The sequence below is a fragment of the Olleya sp. ITB9 genome (assembly GCF_001315805.1).
GTDB lineage: Bacteria > Bacteroidota > Bacteroidia > Flavobacteriales > Flavobacteriaceae > Olleya > Olleya sediminilitoris.
Genome location: NZ_BCBW01000034.1, coordinates 19,658 through 36,612 on the forward strand (window position 1 = coordinate 19,658; position 16,955 = coordinate 36,612).

Annotated in this window: 10 protein-coding genes; 6 read left to right on the plus strand and 4 right to left on the minus strand. The window is 32.2% G+C overall.

Annotated elements, in window-relative coordinates; genetic code table 11:
* The first annotated feature begins 18 nt into the window (after positions 1 to 18).
* Positions 19 to 1,791: a 1-deoxy-D-xylulose-5-phosphate synthase gene (locus tag ITB9_RS09635; RefSeq protein WP_054852065.1), complete on the plus strand. Its 1,773-nt coding sequence runs from the start codon at positions 19 to 21 to the stop codon at positions 1,789 to 1,791.
* 40 nt (positions 1,792 to 1,831) lie between these two features.
* Here ITB9_RS09635 and ITB9_RS09640 read toward each other — a convergent pair whose 3' ends face one another.
* From ITB9_RS09640 to dgt, 3 genes are all read right to left on the minus strand, one after another.
* Positions 1,832 to 2,533, minus strand: a complete 702-nt coding sequence (locus ITB9_RS09640) for a hypothetical protein (protein ID WP_054852066.1) — start codon at positions 2,531 to 2,533, stop codon at positions 1,832 to 1,834.
* A gap of 6 nt (positions 2,534 to 2,539) precedes the next feature.
* On the minus strand, positions 2,540 to 6,538 hold the full coding sequence (locus ITB9_RS09645) for a thrombospondin type 3 repeat-containing protein (RefSeq protein ID WP_054852067.1): 3,999 nt from the start codon (positions 6,536 to 6,538) through the stop codon (positions 2,540 to 2,542).
* 90 nt (positions 6,539 to 6,628) lie between these two features.
* Positions 6,629 to 7,972 (minus strand): dGTP triphosphohydrolase, encoded by a 1,344-nt coding sequence (gene dgt / locus ITB9_RS09650; protein ID WP_054852068.1) that lies wholly within the window; start codon positions 7,970 to 7,972, stop codon positions 6,629 to 6,631.
* Between the two features lie 200 nt (positions 7,973 to 8,172).
* Here dgt and ITB9_RS09655 point away from each other — a divergent pair, with 200 nt between their 5' ends.
* Both ITB9_RS09655 and ITB9_RS09660 read left to right on the plus strand, forming a co-directional pair.
* On the plus strand, positions 8,173 to 10,977 hold the full coding sequence (locus ITB9_RS09655; protein WP_028607508.1) for a TonB-dependent receptor: 2,805 nt from the start codon (positions 8,173 to 8,175) through the stop codon (positions 10,975 to 10,977).
* 41 nt (positions 10,978 to 11,018) lie between these two features.
* Entirely contained in the window at positions 11,019 to 12,188 is a 1,170-nt protein-coding gene (locus tag ITB9_RS09660) for a hypothetical protein (protein ID WP_054852069.1), read from the plus strand.
* 72 nt (positions 12,189 to 12,260) lie between these two features.
* On the opposite strand, the gene ITB9_RS09665 is transcribed toward ITB9_RS09660, so the two are convergent.
* The gene (locus tag ITB9_RS09665; RefSeq protein WP_028607509.1) at positions 12,261 to 12,614 is read right to left on the minus strand and encodes a toxin-antitoxin system YwqK family antitoxin; all 354 of its coding nucleotides are present in this window, start codon (positions 12,612 to 12,614) and stop codon (positions 12,261 to 12,263) included.
* Between the two features lie 284 nt (positions 12,615 to 12,898).
* On the opposite strand from ITB9_RS09665, the gene ITB9_RS09670 reads away from it, so the two are divergent.
* From ITB9_RS09670 to ITB9_RS09680, 3 genes are all read left to right on the plus strand, one after another.
* The gene (locus tag ITB9_RS09670) at positions 12,899 to 15,196 is read left to right on the plus strand and encodes an inorganic phosphate transporter (RefSeq protein WP_028607510.1); all 2,298 of its coding nucleotides are present in this window, start codon (positions 12,899 to 12,901) and stop codon (positions 15,194 to 15,196) included.
* Positions 15,197 to 15,279: 83 nt separating this feature from the next.
* A complete protein-coding gene (locus ITB9_RS09675; protein WP_054852070.1) occupies positions 15,280 to 15,999 on the plus strand; it encodes a DUF6503 family protein in 720 nt (239 codons plus the stop codon).
* A 65-nt stretch (positions 16,000 to 16,064) separates the two neighbouring features.
* Complete coding sequence (locus ITB9_RS09680) at positions 16,065 to 16,916, plus strand: OmpA family protein (RefSeq protein WP_054852071.1); 852 nt, start codon at positions 16,065 to 16,067, stop codon at positions 16,914 to 16,916.
* The last annotated feature ends 39 nt before the right edge of the window (positions 16,917 to 16,955 follow it).

A 16,955-nucleotide genomic window follows, 5' to 3' on the forward strand; every position in this document is an offset into this window, starting at 1 on the left:
ATCTTGTATTTTTGCTAAGTGCAAAATAAACTTTTAAATACCATTGATTCCCCAAAGGAACTTCGTCTTTTAAGTCAAGAAAAATTACCGCTTCTTGCTAAAGATTTACGCGATTTTATTATAAATATAGTAGCCACAAAAGAGGGACACTTAGGCGCTAGTTTAGGAGTAATAGAACTTACTATTGCTTTACACTATGTATTTGACACACCAAAAGATCAATTAGTTTGGGATGTTGGCCATCAAGCTTATGGACATAAAATTTTAACTGGAAGACGAGACACCTTTGATACTAACAGACAAATTGGTGGATTGAGTGGTTTTCCTAATAGATTAGAAAGTGATTTTGACACCTTTGGTGTTGGACATTCATCCACTTCAATTTCTGCTGCATTAGGTATGGCTATTGCTTCTAAACTAAAAGGAGATTTAGACACACAACATATTGCTGTAATTGGTGATGCATCTATAGCTAGCGGAATGGCTTTTGAAGGTTTAAATCATGCAGGAGTTACAAATGCAAACTTACTTGTAATATTAAATGACAACGCAATAGGTATAGACCCAAGTGTTGGTGCTTTAAAACAATATTTAACAAACGTAAAAAAAGGTACAGAAAAGCAAGACAATATTTTTGAAGCTCTTAATTTTGACTATTCTGGACCAATAGATGGTCATGATTTACCCTTATTAATCAAAGAATTAAAGCGTCTTAAAAATACAAAAGGTCCTAAATTTTTACATGTAATTACAACCAAAGGTAAAGGTTTACGTCAAGCCGAAGAAAACCAAGTTACTTATCATGCACCTGGAAAATTTAATAAAGAAACAGGCGAATTAAATCCTAAATCAAACATAAAACAACCACCAAAATATCAAGATGTTTTTGGACATACTATTGTTGAATTAGCAAAACAAAATAAAAAAATAATTGGGATTACACCAGCAATGCCTACTGGAAGCTCGTTAAAATATATGATGGAACAAATTCCGGATCGTGCTTTTGATGTTGGCATAGCAGAGCAGCATGCTGTGACATTTGCAGCAGGATTAGCAACTCAAGGTATGATTGCGTTTTGTAACATATACTCTACGTTTTTACAACGTGCTTATGATCAAATTATACATGATGTAGCCTTGCAAAATCTACCTGTTATTTTTTGTTTGGATCGTGCAGGTTTAGTTGGTGAAGATGGCGCAACCCATCATGGTGTTTTTGATTTAGCATATTTGCGTTGTATACCCAATCTAATTATCGCAGCTCCACGTAATGAAATGGAGCTACGTGATATTATGTATACAGCTCAATTAGGACTTAAGCATCCAATTGCTATAAGATACCCAAGAGGTCGAGGTGAAAACTTAAACTGGCAACAACCATTTAGTAAATTAGAAATCGGAAAAGGTGAATGCTTAAAACAAGGAACAAAAACAGCCATTTTATCAATAGGTAATATGTATAAAAATGTTGTTGAAGCTTTAGAATTTTTAGAAGAGGCTTCGGCATTTTCTCATTATGACCTTCGCTTTATAAAACCATTAGATGAGACTATGTTACATGAAGTATTTAAAACTCATGACACTGTAGTTACAATTGAAGACGGGACCTTATTAGGAGGTTTCGGAAGTGCTATTGCAGAGTTTAAAACTAAACACAATTACCTGAACAAATTAATTTTAAAAGGCATTCCTGATCACTTCATAGAACATGGAACGGTTTTAGAATTACAGAAAACAATTAATTTGGATTCTGAAAATTTGAGTTTGTTCCTAAAAAAAATGACAGACTAAATTAGTCTGTCATTTATAAGTAGTTATATATTTATGTAGATTAATTTGTCGTAAACGTCCAAACTTGCCCTATACTTTTAGTACCATTATTATCCTTAGTATCTATCTTCCAATAATAAGTTGTACCAGCTACTGTTGTTACATCTAAAGTTGTTGCTGTAACATCAGATTGCAGTAAATCAGGAGTATCTGTTGTACCAAAAAACACATCGTAAGTTAATGTATCATCTACATCAACGTCACTTCCTGACCATTCTAAAGATACACTTCCGGAATCTAAAAATGCATCCATTTCTGGTGCAATAATAGAAGCTGCAAAAGGCACATAGTTAGAAACACCTTCTCCTTCTGTATAAAACGCTAAGGTTGGAGACGCTTCTGCTTCATCTTCACCATCAGAAGCCACAACATTCCAATAATATGCAATTCCTGGATTTAAAGTAATAAATACAGAAGTATTACTAGTTGTTTGTTGAGCTACAATATTAGTTTGGTCTCTGTCAGTTGCTACTCTTATTGTGTACTCTAAATTATCATTATCTGCATCTGTAGCTGCTGCCCATTCAAATTCAATATTAGTATCAATACAAAGTAAATCAGAACTTGGATAAATTAAATTTGACACAGCTGTTGGTGCTGTATTTGGAGTTGGAGGAGCTGAACCTCCATCATCACTTCCTCCACAAGCCATAAATGTAATTGCTATTAGCATTACAGGAACTATTTTTATTAACTTATTCATATGTCTTTATTTTTTTATAATTTTTATAACCTCAGGAGAATCTACATTTAATTTAATGAAATAAATACCTGGATTTAAGTTTGCAAAAGGAACTTTAATAAAGTTTGAATTTCCTTTTACGTAGTTTTTATTGACAACCATTTTACCTGTAACATCATAAACTTGAACAATTATTTCTGGTTGAGTTACAGCATTAGGCAATGTGATTTTTAAATCATTTATCACTGGATTTGGACTAGCGATAATACTTAATGTATTTTCTATTGAAGTTTTAAATGTTCCTTCACAAGCTTCGGCTGTTTTAATTTCTAGTTCTCCTGAACCTACTAGGTCCAATTCAAAATTTTGATCACTAGTGATTTTAACAATCTCACCTTTAAATAGTACTGTATAAGGTGCTGTACCTCTACTCACTTCCACGTAAGTGGTATCACTATCAATATTATTGTTTACTATTTGTAAATCAATAACATCAGCTTCATCAATATTAATTTCAAAACATTGCTCGTGAGATGTTCCATTAACAGAGACACAAACAGTATACGCACCAACTGCTAAATCATCAAAAGTGAATGAGTCAGCTGTAATTTGTTCTGATAAACTGACCCCATTACCTACAACAGTTGCTGTGTACGTTACGTAGGTTTCGTTTACATTGACAACTACAGATCCATTGTTTTGATTTTCACATCTTTCAGAAATAACTTCTAATGAAATATTATCAGCATTTAAATAACTTGTATCACAAGCATCACCAATACCATTTCCGTTAGTATCTTCTTGATCTGGATTTGCTGTTTCTAAACAATTATCAACATCATCAAAGACTCCATCACCATCATCATCTTGGCAAGCATCACCTACTCCGTTTCCATCGGAATCTAATTGATTAGGGTTAGCTATTAATGGACAATTATCATCAATATCTAAAACTCCATCACCATCTGTATCTTGACAAGCGTCTCCAATACCATTTCCATCGACATCTGCTTGATCTGGATTAGATGTATTCAAACAATTATCTAAATCATTAATGACACCATCTCCATCTTCGTCTCCATTTCCATCTATTTTAAATTCTCCAGAAAATATTCCACGTCCATAAGTAGCTGCAAAAACCATATTGTCATCACGTACATCTAAATCTGTAACTTTCACATTAGACATACCATTAAATGCTTGATTCCAGTTAGGATTTGCATCTGAAAAATTATTAGTAAACCATACACCTAATTCTGTACCAATTATAACTTCATTTGGACTTAAAGGGTTCTGTAAAATTGTTTTCACAGGCATATCTGGTAAATCACCTTCTTTTTCTAACCAAGTTGTACCTCCATCGTTTGTATACCAAATACTTTGAACACCATAATTATGTACTGTTAAAAATATTTCATTTTCTGATATTCCAAATTCAAGATCAGAAACGCTTCCCACAATAACATTATTAATATCTAAATCAATAAACACAGGAGAAGTATCTGCATTTTCAACTTTAAAAATACTTCCTAAAACAGTTCCAACTAACAAGGTTGAAGATGAAGTAGTATAGGGAGAAACACTAAAAGCAGTAGGAGCACTATTTAATTGAGGGTTTGTAATATTAGAGGCGTCTAATGTATTTTGAGCTTTGATACCTGTGTATCTTCTTATTAGAAATGCACCACCAGAAGAATAATTTGAATATAAAATATCTAGATTTGAATCTAGTGCTTGAGGATTTATGAATGCCCCATTTGAATTTGACTCTCCGTTAATGGTTATGTTAGAATTAGTAGCGAAATTATACAATTCTATTCCTGAATTATATACGTAATTTCTTATGAAGTATTGATCAACTCCATCTTGATCAAAAAAGGTATAAGCTCCATCTCCTCCATAAGCTTCAACTGAAGCAGAGGTTTGATTCGGTGATGCATCTTGAAACAAATGTGTTCCGTTATCTTGTAAACCACCTGCAAAATAATCTCCTTCAAAGGCTGTAGTCGGCGCTACACCTAGTGTATAAAATTGAGAAGTATTAAAATCTTTATTTCTTGAAGTAGTGGTTGCACCAGCATTTGCTGAAAAATAAACTCCTCCATCATTTCCAAAAGCAAAAGTTGTTGATGATCCATTAGCAAAAGTCATAGCATGTTGATCTGCATGAACGTCTTGATAACCAAAGCCACCATACCAATGAGTAAATTGAGTCCAATTAGCGCCAGCTGTGGTAGATTTAAATAAGTCTATTCCACCTGCATAGATTATCTGATCGTTATTAGGGTCTACCTCAATCATTAAATCATAAAAAGCTTGTCCTCTAGTAAAATCATTAGCGTCAATTCCTGTATCCGCATCATTAGGCAAAGTCATAGAGTTATTAGAGGCAAATGCATCTGATGTTTTTTCCATTAATACAGGAGCTGAACCGCTACCTTCTGCTAAAACATAAACTAAATCAGGGTTAGATGTAGAAATTGCTATTTGAGTTCTATCGGCATTTGGAATAATCCTTTTTACAACGAAATTCACTCCATCTACTGAATTAAGTATAGTTCCACCTCCATCTCCAAAAATAACACTATTAGTTGTTGACAGCCAAAGTTTATTATCTGAGCCTATTTCAATATCATTAGGACAAAATTTATTACCGTTGGATGTTAAAGGCATATTGATTTCATTCCAAGACGAGCCTTCATCAATTGATTTATATAATCCATAATCTGGACCAGTTAGAAATGTTGCAGAGCTAGCTGCACTATAGAAACCATCTCCTGCAGCCACATAAACCTCAGAAACACCATTATTATCTCTTACTTTAATATCGTTAACAAATTGTATACCTGGAACTAGTTGACCATTAAACACACCTGTCTGAGGGTTTAAAGAACCTGTTACAGCACCTGTACTTAGTGCTGCTTCAATAAGATCTCCATCAGCTTTAGATATCATTACAGCTGGAATAACTATTGAGTCATCATCACCGGACATATTGATTAACGCACCATCCGCATTATTCATCACAATCACTCCTACAGCGCCAGCATCCTGAGCAGATTTTACTTTTTCAACAAATGTACAAACCCCTCTTCTAACTAGGGCTATTTTACCAGTCATATCTATAACTGATGGACCACATCCTTCTTCAGGAATATCGGAAGTTTGACCATTAGTGCCTGTAAATGGTACCGCACCATTTGCGAGTACAAACTCTCCTGTAATAACATTATCAATAGTACCACCAAATATGGTTGTAGGATTAGAAATATAATCTCCTGCAATTACACTTGGTGAATTAACTGTTATACTATTTGTAATAGCATCTGATGTTGTAGGTCCTGATATACCACCAAAAACTTTTGTCCATGTCGTTCCTGCATCCTCTGATTTCCATACTCCATCTCCATTTACATCTCCATTTACATAGGACTCTCCTGTACCTAGATAAAAAGTATTTAAATTATTTGGATCGTAAGTTATACAACTTACGGCTAAATTCTCTGAAATATCAACCCTTTGCCAACCTGATTCAGGATTAGATATATTTGTGTTTTTCCATAAACCTCCACTTACACCACCTGCAAATAAAGTTTCGTTTGTTGTATCATTAGGATCAAACATTATAGCTCTAGTACGTCCACCAACATTATTTGGACCTCTTTCAATCCAATTATTATCTATAGCGTCTCCAGGTACTCTTCCCGAAGCTAAAAAGTTTTGTCGTTTTAATTTTTGATCAGCTCTAATTTGTTTTAAATTCTCTGATGTTGGCCTACCTAAAACAGGATTCATTGTTAGTTCCCATTCTTGCTCATAGTATTTATTAGGAGTTAGACCTGCTGCCTTTCGTTCTGGCTTAGACAACTTCAACACATCCTTATAAGGACTTGCCTCAAGGTGTTTTTTATGAATTTCTTTTACGCTAAGTTGTTTGGAAGTTTCTGATTGTTCAAAATTAAACAAACCAAAAAACGCAACACATGCAATCGCAAATGTTGCTAGAATAGTGATTTTCTTTTTCATTAGTTATATTTAGGACGTCAAAAATAAACATTTTTAACATTTATTTAAGAGGTTTTTTGTTAAAAAAACAAAACAAAGCTTAAAAAAACACTATAAATTAAATCCTCTAACTTTTTTGTATTCTAAAATAGCTTGACTATCCGTCATTAAAGAAACGTAATGACAAACATTTAATAGCCTGTGATACAGGCTATCATTATTAAAATCTAAGACTTTTGGCAAACCTTTTAAAATTAAAGCATCATAATTAGAACTAAGTACTAAATAATTATTGTTTACAGCTTTAGAGTAAGTATGCAAAAGCGTATTTAAGACTTGATAACCAGAAATTTCTTTATCAACAACTTCTTTAGATTGATAAACTTTCTGAACACTAACTTTGATTATATCGTTGATTTGTGCTTCGTATTTACTTTTATCTAACAAACCTATATTAAATTCTCCTTTTAATATAGCTTCTTCATTATCCATAAATATACTAACAGCTTCATTTATTAAAGTATTAATAGCTAAAGCTCTTAAATAACTAATTCTATCCTTGGTATTAGTCAATTGATGATATTTGTTAGTATTAATAGTGTCTCTAACCAGATTAATCAAATACTCTAAAGCGTATTCTTCTTCTATTAACCCTAAATTAATTCCGTCTTCAAAATCAATTATTGTATAACATATATCATCTGCAGCTTCAACTAAAAAAGCTAATGGATGTCTAGAATAGCTTACTGAATTACCATCACCTCTACTAGACATACCTAGTTCATTTGCTACATCAATAAATGCTTCTTTTTCAGATTGAAAAAAACCATATTTTTTATCAGCAATATGCTTTGTTGGTTTTTTAGGTAAGGATTCTTTTGGATATTTTGTAAAAGCACCTAAAGTTGCATAACTTAGACGCAAACCACCTTCGCGACCAGCTCTACTTTGTGTGACAATTTTAAAACCATTGGCATTACCTTCAAAATCACATAAATCTTGATACTCTTTTTTAGATAAATCTTCTTTATACTTTTGTCCTTCTCCAGATATAAAATACTCACCAATAGCTTTCTCTCCAGAATGCCCAAATGGAGGATTACCAATATCATGTGCTAAAGCTGCTGCTGCTACAATAGCACCAAAGTCATTAGGTTGATAACCATGAACAGTTTGTAAATGTGGGTATTTAGCTAATATTTTTTGACCCACACTACGTCCTAAAGATCGTCCAACAACACTAACCTCTAAACTATGCGTCAATCGTGTATGTACAAAGTCTGTCTTAGACAAGGGTATTACCTGTGTTTTATCTTGAAGACTTCTAAACTCTGAAGAAAAGATTATACGATCATAATCTACCTCAAAACCTAAACGTGTTTCGTCTTGTTCTTTTCTTAATCTTTTATTAGTATCTCCAAAACGCTTCAAGGATAGCAGCTGTTCCCAATTCATATCATTTATTTTATATGGCAAGATAAGTAAATGCAATAAATTCTTGCACATATTTTAATGTTAACTAAATGTTTTCAAAACCTAAAAACACAAATATCTCATAACATTAATCTAACCTTTTAGTGATTAACAGTTAATTTCTAGTTAACATAGACTTTACAGTTTAGAAGTTTCTTTGCCACAAGAATTTAATAGTCAAAATGAAAAATATAACATCATTACTTTTTGCTTTATTTAGCATCGTTTCTTACTCTCAAAGCGGTTCAATTTCTGGAACTTTGACAGACAAAGAGTTTAACAATGAACCCTTAGCTTATGCCAACATATTAATTAAAGGCACAACGATAGGTACTACATCAGATAACAGCGGACAATATAGTTTCTCGGATCTAGAGCCAGGAACCTATAATATTGAATTTAGTTTTGTTGGCTATCAAACAGAAATAATTCCAGCGACTGTTCAAGCTGGAAAAAACACAACAATAAACATAGCAATGGGAGCAAGTGCTGCATCTTTAGAGGAAGTAGTCCTTGAAACTGTTACTACAAAACGTGAAAGCGAAACAGCTTTACTTTTAGAACAGAAAAAAGCAGTAGAAATTAAACAGAGTATTGGTGCAGAAGAATTAGCTAGAAAAGGGGTCAGTGATGCTGCAGGTGCAGTTTCAAAAATTTCTGGTGTTTCTAAACAAGAAGGATCAAGCAACGTTTATGTGAGAGGTCTTGGTGACAGATATTTAAATACATCAATGAATGGGTTATCACTACCATCTAATGATGTAAATAAGAAAAACATAGATCTAAACTTATTCTCTTCAGATGTCATCCAAAACGTATCAATAAGCAAAGCCTATGCTTCTCAGTATTATAGTGATTTTGCTGCAGGAAATGTAAACATAACATCTAAAGAGCATAAGGGAGGTGCATTTGTTGAAGCTTATTCTGGAACAGGGTTTAATACTAATGCAATAGACAAAAATTTTGTACGAAGTGAAGGAACGGGTTACTTTGGTTTTTATGGAAGAAACGAACACAATCCATTTGCTATAATTCTTTCTCATGGTGTAGATCCAGTAACAGTTGATACTCCAATCAATGTAGCTTATGGAGCAACAGCAGGCACTTCTTTCAATTTTGAAAACGGTTCAAGATTGAGCTTATTTGCAACAGCTGGATTTGAAAACAATTATGAATATAGAAAAGGGAAAACTGTAGATTTTTCGACAGTTGAAAAAAAATCTTTTGAAACAGCAGAAGAATTCGAGTATTCTACAACTTCAACAGCAATGCTAAATACTAACTTCAAAATTAACTCCGATAATAACCTAAGTTACAATTCGGTTTTCATAAATAGTTCGTCTGACGAAGTTGGACAATATGGTATTGATGGACAAGGAAGAAACAGAGATGCTATATTAAATACCGATAAAGGTTTTTATCAAAAAAATATTCAATTTGACCAAACAAAGATATTTGTTAATCAATTGATGGGTAACCATAAATCTGATAATTTTGAATTAGATTGGGGATTTGGTTACAATAAAGTATTTTCTGACCAACCAGATAGAAAGCGTTTTAGTGTAGAAAATTATGATTACGCACTTGACAATGACCCTACAACTAATCCAACCTTTTACAGCAATGTAGTTTTTGACAACCAACGTTACTTTCAAAAGATTGAAGATGATGAATATAATGGTAGAATCAATCTAGCATATGAGATAAATGATAACCTAAAATTTAATTTTGGATATAATGGACGTTATAAAACAAGACAATTTAATAATATTAGATATGGTTATGATATAGTTGATGGAGGCTATGAAATAACAAATATAAATAATTTAAATGCTGTATTTAACCTTGACAACTTAAACCTTAACACCAACTCTAATGGTATATATGAAATTAAAGTATTAAAGCCCTACCCTACATTATCTAATACTAACAGACCTGGTTTATTTGAAAACACATACAATGGAAAGCTTAAAGTATATGCTGGTTATGTAGATGCACAGATTAAAGCAGGAGAAAAATGGTTATTTGTTCCAGGTGTAAGACTTGAAAGTTTTGAACAAAGTATTGATTATAACGTTATAAACCTAGGTAATAATGGAATTGATATTAAAACCTCTTCTGAAACATTTGTTTTACCTAGCATAAACATTAAATACAGTTTATCTGAAGAACAAAACCTAAGATTATCAGCAAGTAAAACCGTTTCTACTCCAGAGTTTAAAGAAATAGCTCCATTTGTATATGAGGATGTATCTTCTCGTATTGGTGGAAATCCAGATGTTCTTGGATATTCAAATATTTTAAATATTGACTTAAAATACGAATGGTTTTTTAGTAAAAGTGAAATATTTTCTTTAGGTGCTTTTACCAAACAAATAGATGACCCAATAAACTTGGTAGTTGTTGGAGATGCAACTGGAACACAGCGCTATGTTAGAACAGGAGACAAAGCAACAGTATATGGTGTAGAAGTAGAATTGAGAAAAAATTTATTGGTAGACGAAAATGAAAACACAAACCTATCGTTTGGGATTAATGCTACATACATGAATACCAAACAAGATTTATACAACAACATCGATGGTACTTTTGATTTAGCATTTAATAAAACAGAAGATGAACTTCAAGGAGCTTCTCCTTTAATCTTAAACGCAGACATAAGCTATTCTCCAACGTTTGAAAACTATAAACCTGTAGCAAACTTAGTGTTTTCTTATTTCTCTGATCGAATAGATGCTCTTGGTTCTGGAGACCTTGGAAATATTATAGAAAAAAGTGTTCCAACTTTAGACTTCATTTGGAAAAATAAAATAAAAGACAATTTTGAAATAAACTTTAGTGCAAAAAACCTTTTAAACCCAACTATTCAATACGTTAGAGATGATCAAAACCTAGGAGAAATCCTAGTAGTATCAGCTAATGGGAAAGGGGTAACTGATTATAAGAGAGGAATGAATTTAGGACTACAATTAAAATATAAATTTTAACATACTTAACACAATTAAAATTACAACTAAAAATTAAAAAAATGAAAAAACAAATAATCTTAGGCTTAGCATTAGTATCTATGGTATTCTCTTGCTCTACAGATGACACTTCTGACATTGTAATAAATGACAATAGCGTAACAAATAATAATTCAGGTGGTGAAGAAACAGATCCAGAAACAATTTATTTATCAGGCACATACATTGCTGATTTAACATTAGATGCTAACAATACATATGTACTTAACGGGCCATTAATAATGACTAGTGGAACAACTTTAACAATACCACCATGTATGACAATTAGAGCTTTAGCTTCTGGTGCTGATGTATACATAGCAATATCACAAGGAGCTAAAATCATAGCTAATGGTACTGCTGATTGTCCAATAGTATTAACTTCTGACGCATCAAATCCTGCTGCTGGTGATTGGGGAGGTCTTATCTTATTAGGTAAAGCACCTATCAATTCTGTGACAGGTACTAACACTGCAACTTCTGAAATTGCAAGCTTACCTTACGGAGGTAACATCTCTGATGACAATTCTGGATCTTTAAGCTATGTTCGTGTAGAGTACTCTGGAGGAGCTGCTGATGGTTCTTCAGAAAATAACGGATTCTCATTTTACGGTGTAGGAAATGGAACATCAATAAATTATATTCAAGCTTTTGCTGGAAAAGATGATGGTATAGAGTTTTTTGGAGGTACAGTAAACGCTAGCTACTTATCAGTAATTAATGCTGAAGATGATTCTGTTGATTGGACTGAAGGTTTTTCAGGAACATTAGAAAACGTATATATATCTAACAGAGCAACAGACGATAAAGCAATTGAAGCAGATGGTTACAACACTGATTTCAGTAATGCAACAGGAATATTCTCAAAACCTACAGTTAATAACGTTTCTATTATTGGAGAAGGATCAGCCAACTCATCTGAAGCAATTAGATTACGTGCTGGTACGCAAGGTTTATTTAGTAATGTCATGATAACTGGATATGGTGAAGGTTTTGATTTAGATGATTTAGATACTGGAAATGGAGTTGTAAGTGACGACCTTCAAGTTGCAGATGTAACATTTGTAGATGTGACAGTTAAAGTTAAAAATGATACAACAGTTAATTTTACAGACGCTGACTTTTTCACAGGAGAAAACAACGCTACTGGAACAGATTATGCAACTTGGGGAGCTGGTTGGACAACAAACTAATCCCTATATATTAATACAAAAAAAAGCCTTACTTTAACAGTGAGGCTTTTTTTTGTATTAATAGATCTACTATTATCTATCAGCAATAGTAGATTTCAATTCCCAGTTATTGACATTAGCGATTGTATTATTAGAATAATCTACTTCGCTTAAGTTATTGTCTGACCAGAAAAACCACTTTCCAACCTTTACGCCTTCTTTATAACTTCCAACTGCCAACTTATTACCTTCAACATCATACTTAGTCCAAACTCCTTCTAATTTGTTGTCCTTTGTATAAAATCCTGTCTGTGCAACTTGACCATTGTCATGAAAAAAAGTAGCTTCAAGTAAATTTCCTTTTTTCTCTATAATTGGATTGTTAGTGTCCTGTGCTGATACAAAAGCTGTAAATAATAAAGCTAATGCTAAAAATATCTTTTTCATATTCGTTTGGGTATTAATGATTACATAACAAAGATAGCATTTATTTTACAATATACAAACAATTACGTAACATTAAATTAACATTAGAAATGCAAATACTTGATTTTCAATTTTTTAATTCAAAACCTTCAAGTCATTTATAGTAACATAATAATGCTATTAAGTATATAAATAGGAATTTAATAAGAAATATTAGGATTTTTTATGATTAGAACATAACATTAAATTAACATTGCGTTCGATTTAAAACAAGAAATTTGTGCTCGAATATTACATTTTTTTCAATGGAAAACATTTATCTATTTATGATTATTGCGTTAGCTATTTTAGCTATTGCAGATTTAGTTGTTGGTGTTAGCAATGATGCGGTAAACTTTTTAAACTCCGCTATTGGATCCAAAGCTATTTCGTTTAAAACCATAATGTTAGTCGCTAGTATTGGTGTGGCGCTTGGAGCAATATTTTCTAGCGGATTAATGGAAGTTGCTAGAAAAGGGATTTTTAATCCTGAACAATTTATGTTCAGTGAGATTATGATAATTTTTATGGCAGTTATGATAACTGACATATTATTATTAGACTTTTTTAATACGGTTGGAATGCCAACATCAACTACTGTTTCAATAGTTTTTGAATTACTTGGTGCTGCGGTAGCTGTTTCGTTATTAAAAATATGGAGCGAAGGCGGTTCTTCTTCAGAAGTTATCCAATACATAAATACGTCTACAGCAACAGATATTGTTGTTGGTATCCTACTCTCGGTCGCTATAGCCTTTTCAATTGGTGCAATAGTACAATGGTTTACAAGAGTATTAATGTCTTACGACTTTCAAGATAAAGCTAATTGGGTTGGTGCACTTTTTGGTGGTATTGCATTGACATCAATAACATATTTCATTTTTATAAAAGGAATAAAAGGAACACCATATGCAAATCAACAATTTGATTTTACTGACGGTTTAAAGATTAAAGACTATCTAGAAGCTCATGTTTTTAAAATTGTTAGCATTAGTTTAATACTCTGGACAGCTGTTTCATTTTTAATTATGACTGCTTTAAAAACTAATATTTACAAAATAATCATTTTAGTAGGTACGTTTGCATTAGCATTAGCTTTTGCTGGTAATGACTTGGTTAATTTTGTTGGAGTACCAATTGCTGCTTGGCAAGCATTTCAAGAATACGCTGCACAAGGTATTCCTGCCAACCAATTATCTATGGCATTTTTATCAAAAGCAGTAGAGACACCTACCTTACTATTATTTATAGCAGGTATGATTATGGTTGTTACTTTATGGTTTTCTAGTAAAGCAAAGGACGTTGTGAAGACCTCATTAGATTTATCTAGTCAAAGTGACACCAAAGAACGTTTTGAACCTAACTTTTTATCTCGTGGATTTGTACGTCTAGCTGTAGCAGCATCAGAAATGAGTAGCTACATTATACCTGAAAAATGGCAGAAAAAAATTGACAAACAGTTTGAACAACCAGCTGAAACCATAGTATATAAAGAAGATGAAAAACCTGCTTTTGATTTAGTCAGAGCTGCTGTTAACCTAATGGTTGCTGCTGTATTAATATCTATAGCAACATCAATGGGACTACCATTATCTACCACATATGTAACTTTTATGGTTGCAATGGGTACATCTTTAGCCGATAGAGCTTGGGGAGCAGAAAGCGCAGTGTATCGTGTTGCTGGAGTTATAAATGTTATTGGAGGATGGTTTTTTACTGCTTTAATAGCTTTTGTTGCTGCTGGACTTATTGCTTACTTATTAAGTCTAAACGTTAGGTTAATGACACCAATATTACTACTTGTTGCCTTTGGTTTGTTAATTAGAAATTATGTTTCACACAACAAGAAAAACAAAAAAAATAAAGAAGAAGATAGTTTAATAAAGGCAGAAAGCAGTTCTGTACAAGGTGTAATTCAAGAAAGCGCTCAAAATATTGCTAATGTAATAAGACGTGGTAATAAAGTTTATACAAATGCAATTAATGGATTAGCAAAACAAGATTTAGATTTATTAAAGAAAAACAAAAAACAAATCACCAAATTATCAAGTGAAGTTGATGATTTACGTGATAACATTTTTTACTTTATTAAAAATTTAGACGAGTCTAGTTTAAGTGCTAGTAATTTTTACATAAATATTTTAAGCTATTTACAAGACATGACACAATCTTTAGAATACATTTCTAAAGTCAGTCATAAACATGTACATAACAACCACAAAAAACTAAAGTTTAGTCAAATTAAAGAATTAAAAGAAATTGACGAGCGTTTTGAGCGTCTGTTTGAAAATACTCATGTCATTTTTGACACAAGATCTTTTGAGGATATTGGTAGACTACTAACAAAAAAGAATGAGATTATAGGACTTGTAACGTCTAAAATACAAAAGCAAGTGGAACGAACTAGAACTGAAGAATCTAGTCCAAAAAACACAACACTTTACTTTAGTCTATTATCCGAAACTAAAGACTTACTTAGTGCTACAATGAATTTATTAGAAGAATATCATAACGCACATGATAGTTCTGTTCCGCCAGCATCAATAATTGACGAGTCAGAATAAATCCTTAACAAGTTACAAAACACTAAAACCATCAGTTAAACTGATGGTTTTTTTATACATTAGTATCAAACACAAGCATTATCATGAAATCATTTTACATACTAGCATTCATTTTAACATCAACATCAATTACAATTGCACAACAAATATCAGGTCCTCAATTGCTTGATAAAACAATACAATATCATGATCCACAAGGTCATTGGTCTACATTTAATGACACCTTAAATATTACTATGACTATGCCTGAAAGCAACGCTAGAAATAGCCAAATTGTAATAAATCTTCCTAAAGAATATTTTTCTGTTACAGCAAAAAAAGATACGGTTACAACACAATATACCATCATAAAAGACTCCTGTACTATAAGTCTAAACGGAAATAAAAAATTAACAACCAAACAATTAAAAAGTAATAATCTAAGTTGTGATCGTGCGACGCTGTATAAAAACTACTATACGTATTTATATGGTTTACCGATGAAGCTAAAAGACAAAGGCACAATAATAAGTCCTGAAGCAAAAACTGTAAACTTTAAAGGTAAAACCTATTTGCAACTACAGGTAAATTATAATGCTGAAGTCGGTAAAGATGTATGGTATTTTTATTTTAATCCTAAAACATATGCTATGGAAATGTATCAGTTTTATAAAACAGATAGTATAGGCCAAGTGGATACAAATACAGGAGAATACATTATACTTAATGATATTAAAACCGTAAACGGAATAAAAATACCTAAAATCAGAACATGGTATTACAATAAGGATGACAAGTATTTAGCAACAGATAATCTAAATTAATTAACATAAAACATCTAAAAGTACTTTTTCTGCGTAGATACTATAACTAAAAATTTTAAGTATTTATGAAAAAAACATCCATAGCACTAATCGCTTTAGTATTATTAAGCTCATGTGTTTCTAAAAAGAAATACGTTGCATTAGAAGAAAAAAACGGAGAAATTGCTAGTCAACTACAAAAAACTCAAGTTGAGAAAGAAGATTTGGAAGCTAAATTCGCTAAAATTGAAGCCAGAGTTACCGAGTATAATTCTAAAATAAATAATCTAACTGAAGAAGTTGGTGTACTTACAGAAGAAAATCAAACAAAATTTGATGCAGTTGGTAATAAAGCTGTAGTTTCTGAAAAAGCAAAAATAGAAATGCGTAAAACGTTAAGTGACGTTAATCCTGAAGTAATGAAATATTACACTACTTTGGAAGATTCTATGAACCTAGCCTTATCACTTAACTTAAAGCAATTTGTAGACACTACAGATTTAGATGAAAGTGATGATATCGCAATTAATATTGACCAAACGGTTGTTATGATTTCTATCTCTGACAAAATGTTATTTAACAGCGGAAGCTACAGAATAAGTAATAAAGCAGATAAGATTTTAAAAAAATTAGCGGACGTTATTAATTCTGAACCAAGTATTGATGTAATGATTGAAGGTCACACAGACTCAAGAACAATCAGTACAGACAAGATTGCAGATAATTGGGACCTAAGTGTACTTCGTGCAACATCTGTGGTTAGAAAGCTTCAAAAAGACTTTGGAGTAGCTCCAGAAAAATTAATTGCATCTGGTAGAAGTAGCTATCAACCATTAACAGAAAATGATTCTAAAGATGGACGCTCTAGAAATAGACGTACACGTATTGTTATCTTACCTAACATCGATAAGTTTTTTGCTTTAATGGCATCTAAATAAAACCCATTTATAACACTATTAAGAGCATCCAGAAATGGA

Coding starts and splice junctions, on each gene's coding strand:
- dgt (WP_054852068.1), bottom strand. CDS start 7,972: ATGAATTGGGAACAGCTGCTATCCTTGAAGCGTTTTGGAGATACTAAT.
- ITB9_RS09665 (WP_028607509.1), bottom strand. CDS start 12,614: ATGAAAAAGATATTTTTAGCATTAGCTTTATTATTTACAGCTTTTGTA.
- ITB9_RS09675 (WP_054852070.1), top strand. CDS start 15,280: ATGAAATCATTTTACATACTAGCATTCATTTTAACATCAACATCAATT.
- ITB9_RS09680 (WP_054852071.1), top strand. CDS start 16,065: ATGAAAAAAACATCCATAGCACTAATCGCTTTAGTATTATTAAGCTCA.
- ITB9_RS09655 (WP_028607508.1), top strand. CDS start 8,173: ATGAAAAATATAACATCATTACTTTTTGCTTTATTTAGCATCGTTTCT.
- ITB9_RS09640 (WP_054852066.1), bottom strand. CDS start 2,533: ATGAATAAGTTAATAAAAATAGTTCCTGTAATGCTAATAGCAATTACA.
- ITB9_RS09645 (WP_054852067.1), bottom strand. CDS start 6,538: ATGAAAAAGAAAATCACTATTCTAGCAACATTTGCGATTGCATGTGTT.
- ITB9_RS09670 (WP_028607510.1), top strand. CDS start 12,899: ATGGAAAACATTTATCTATTTATGATTATTGCGTTAGCTATTTTAGCT.
- ITB9_RS09660 (WP_054852069.1), top strand. CDS start 11,019: ATGAAAAAACAAATAATCTTAGGCTTAGCATTAGTATCTATGGTATTC.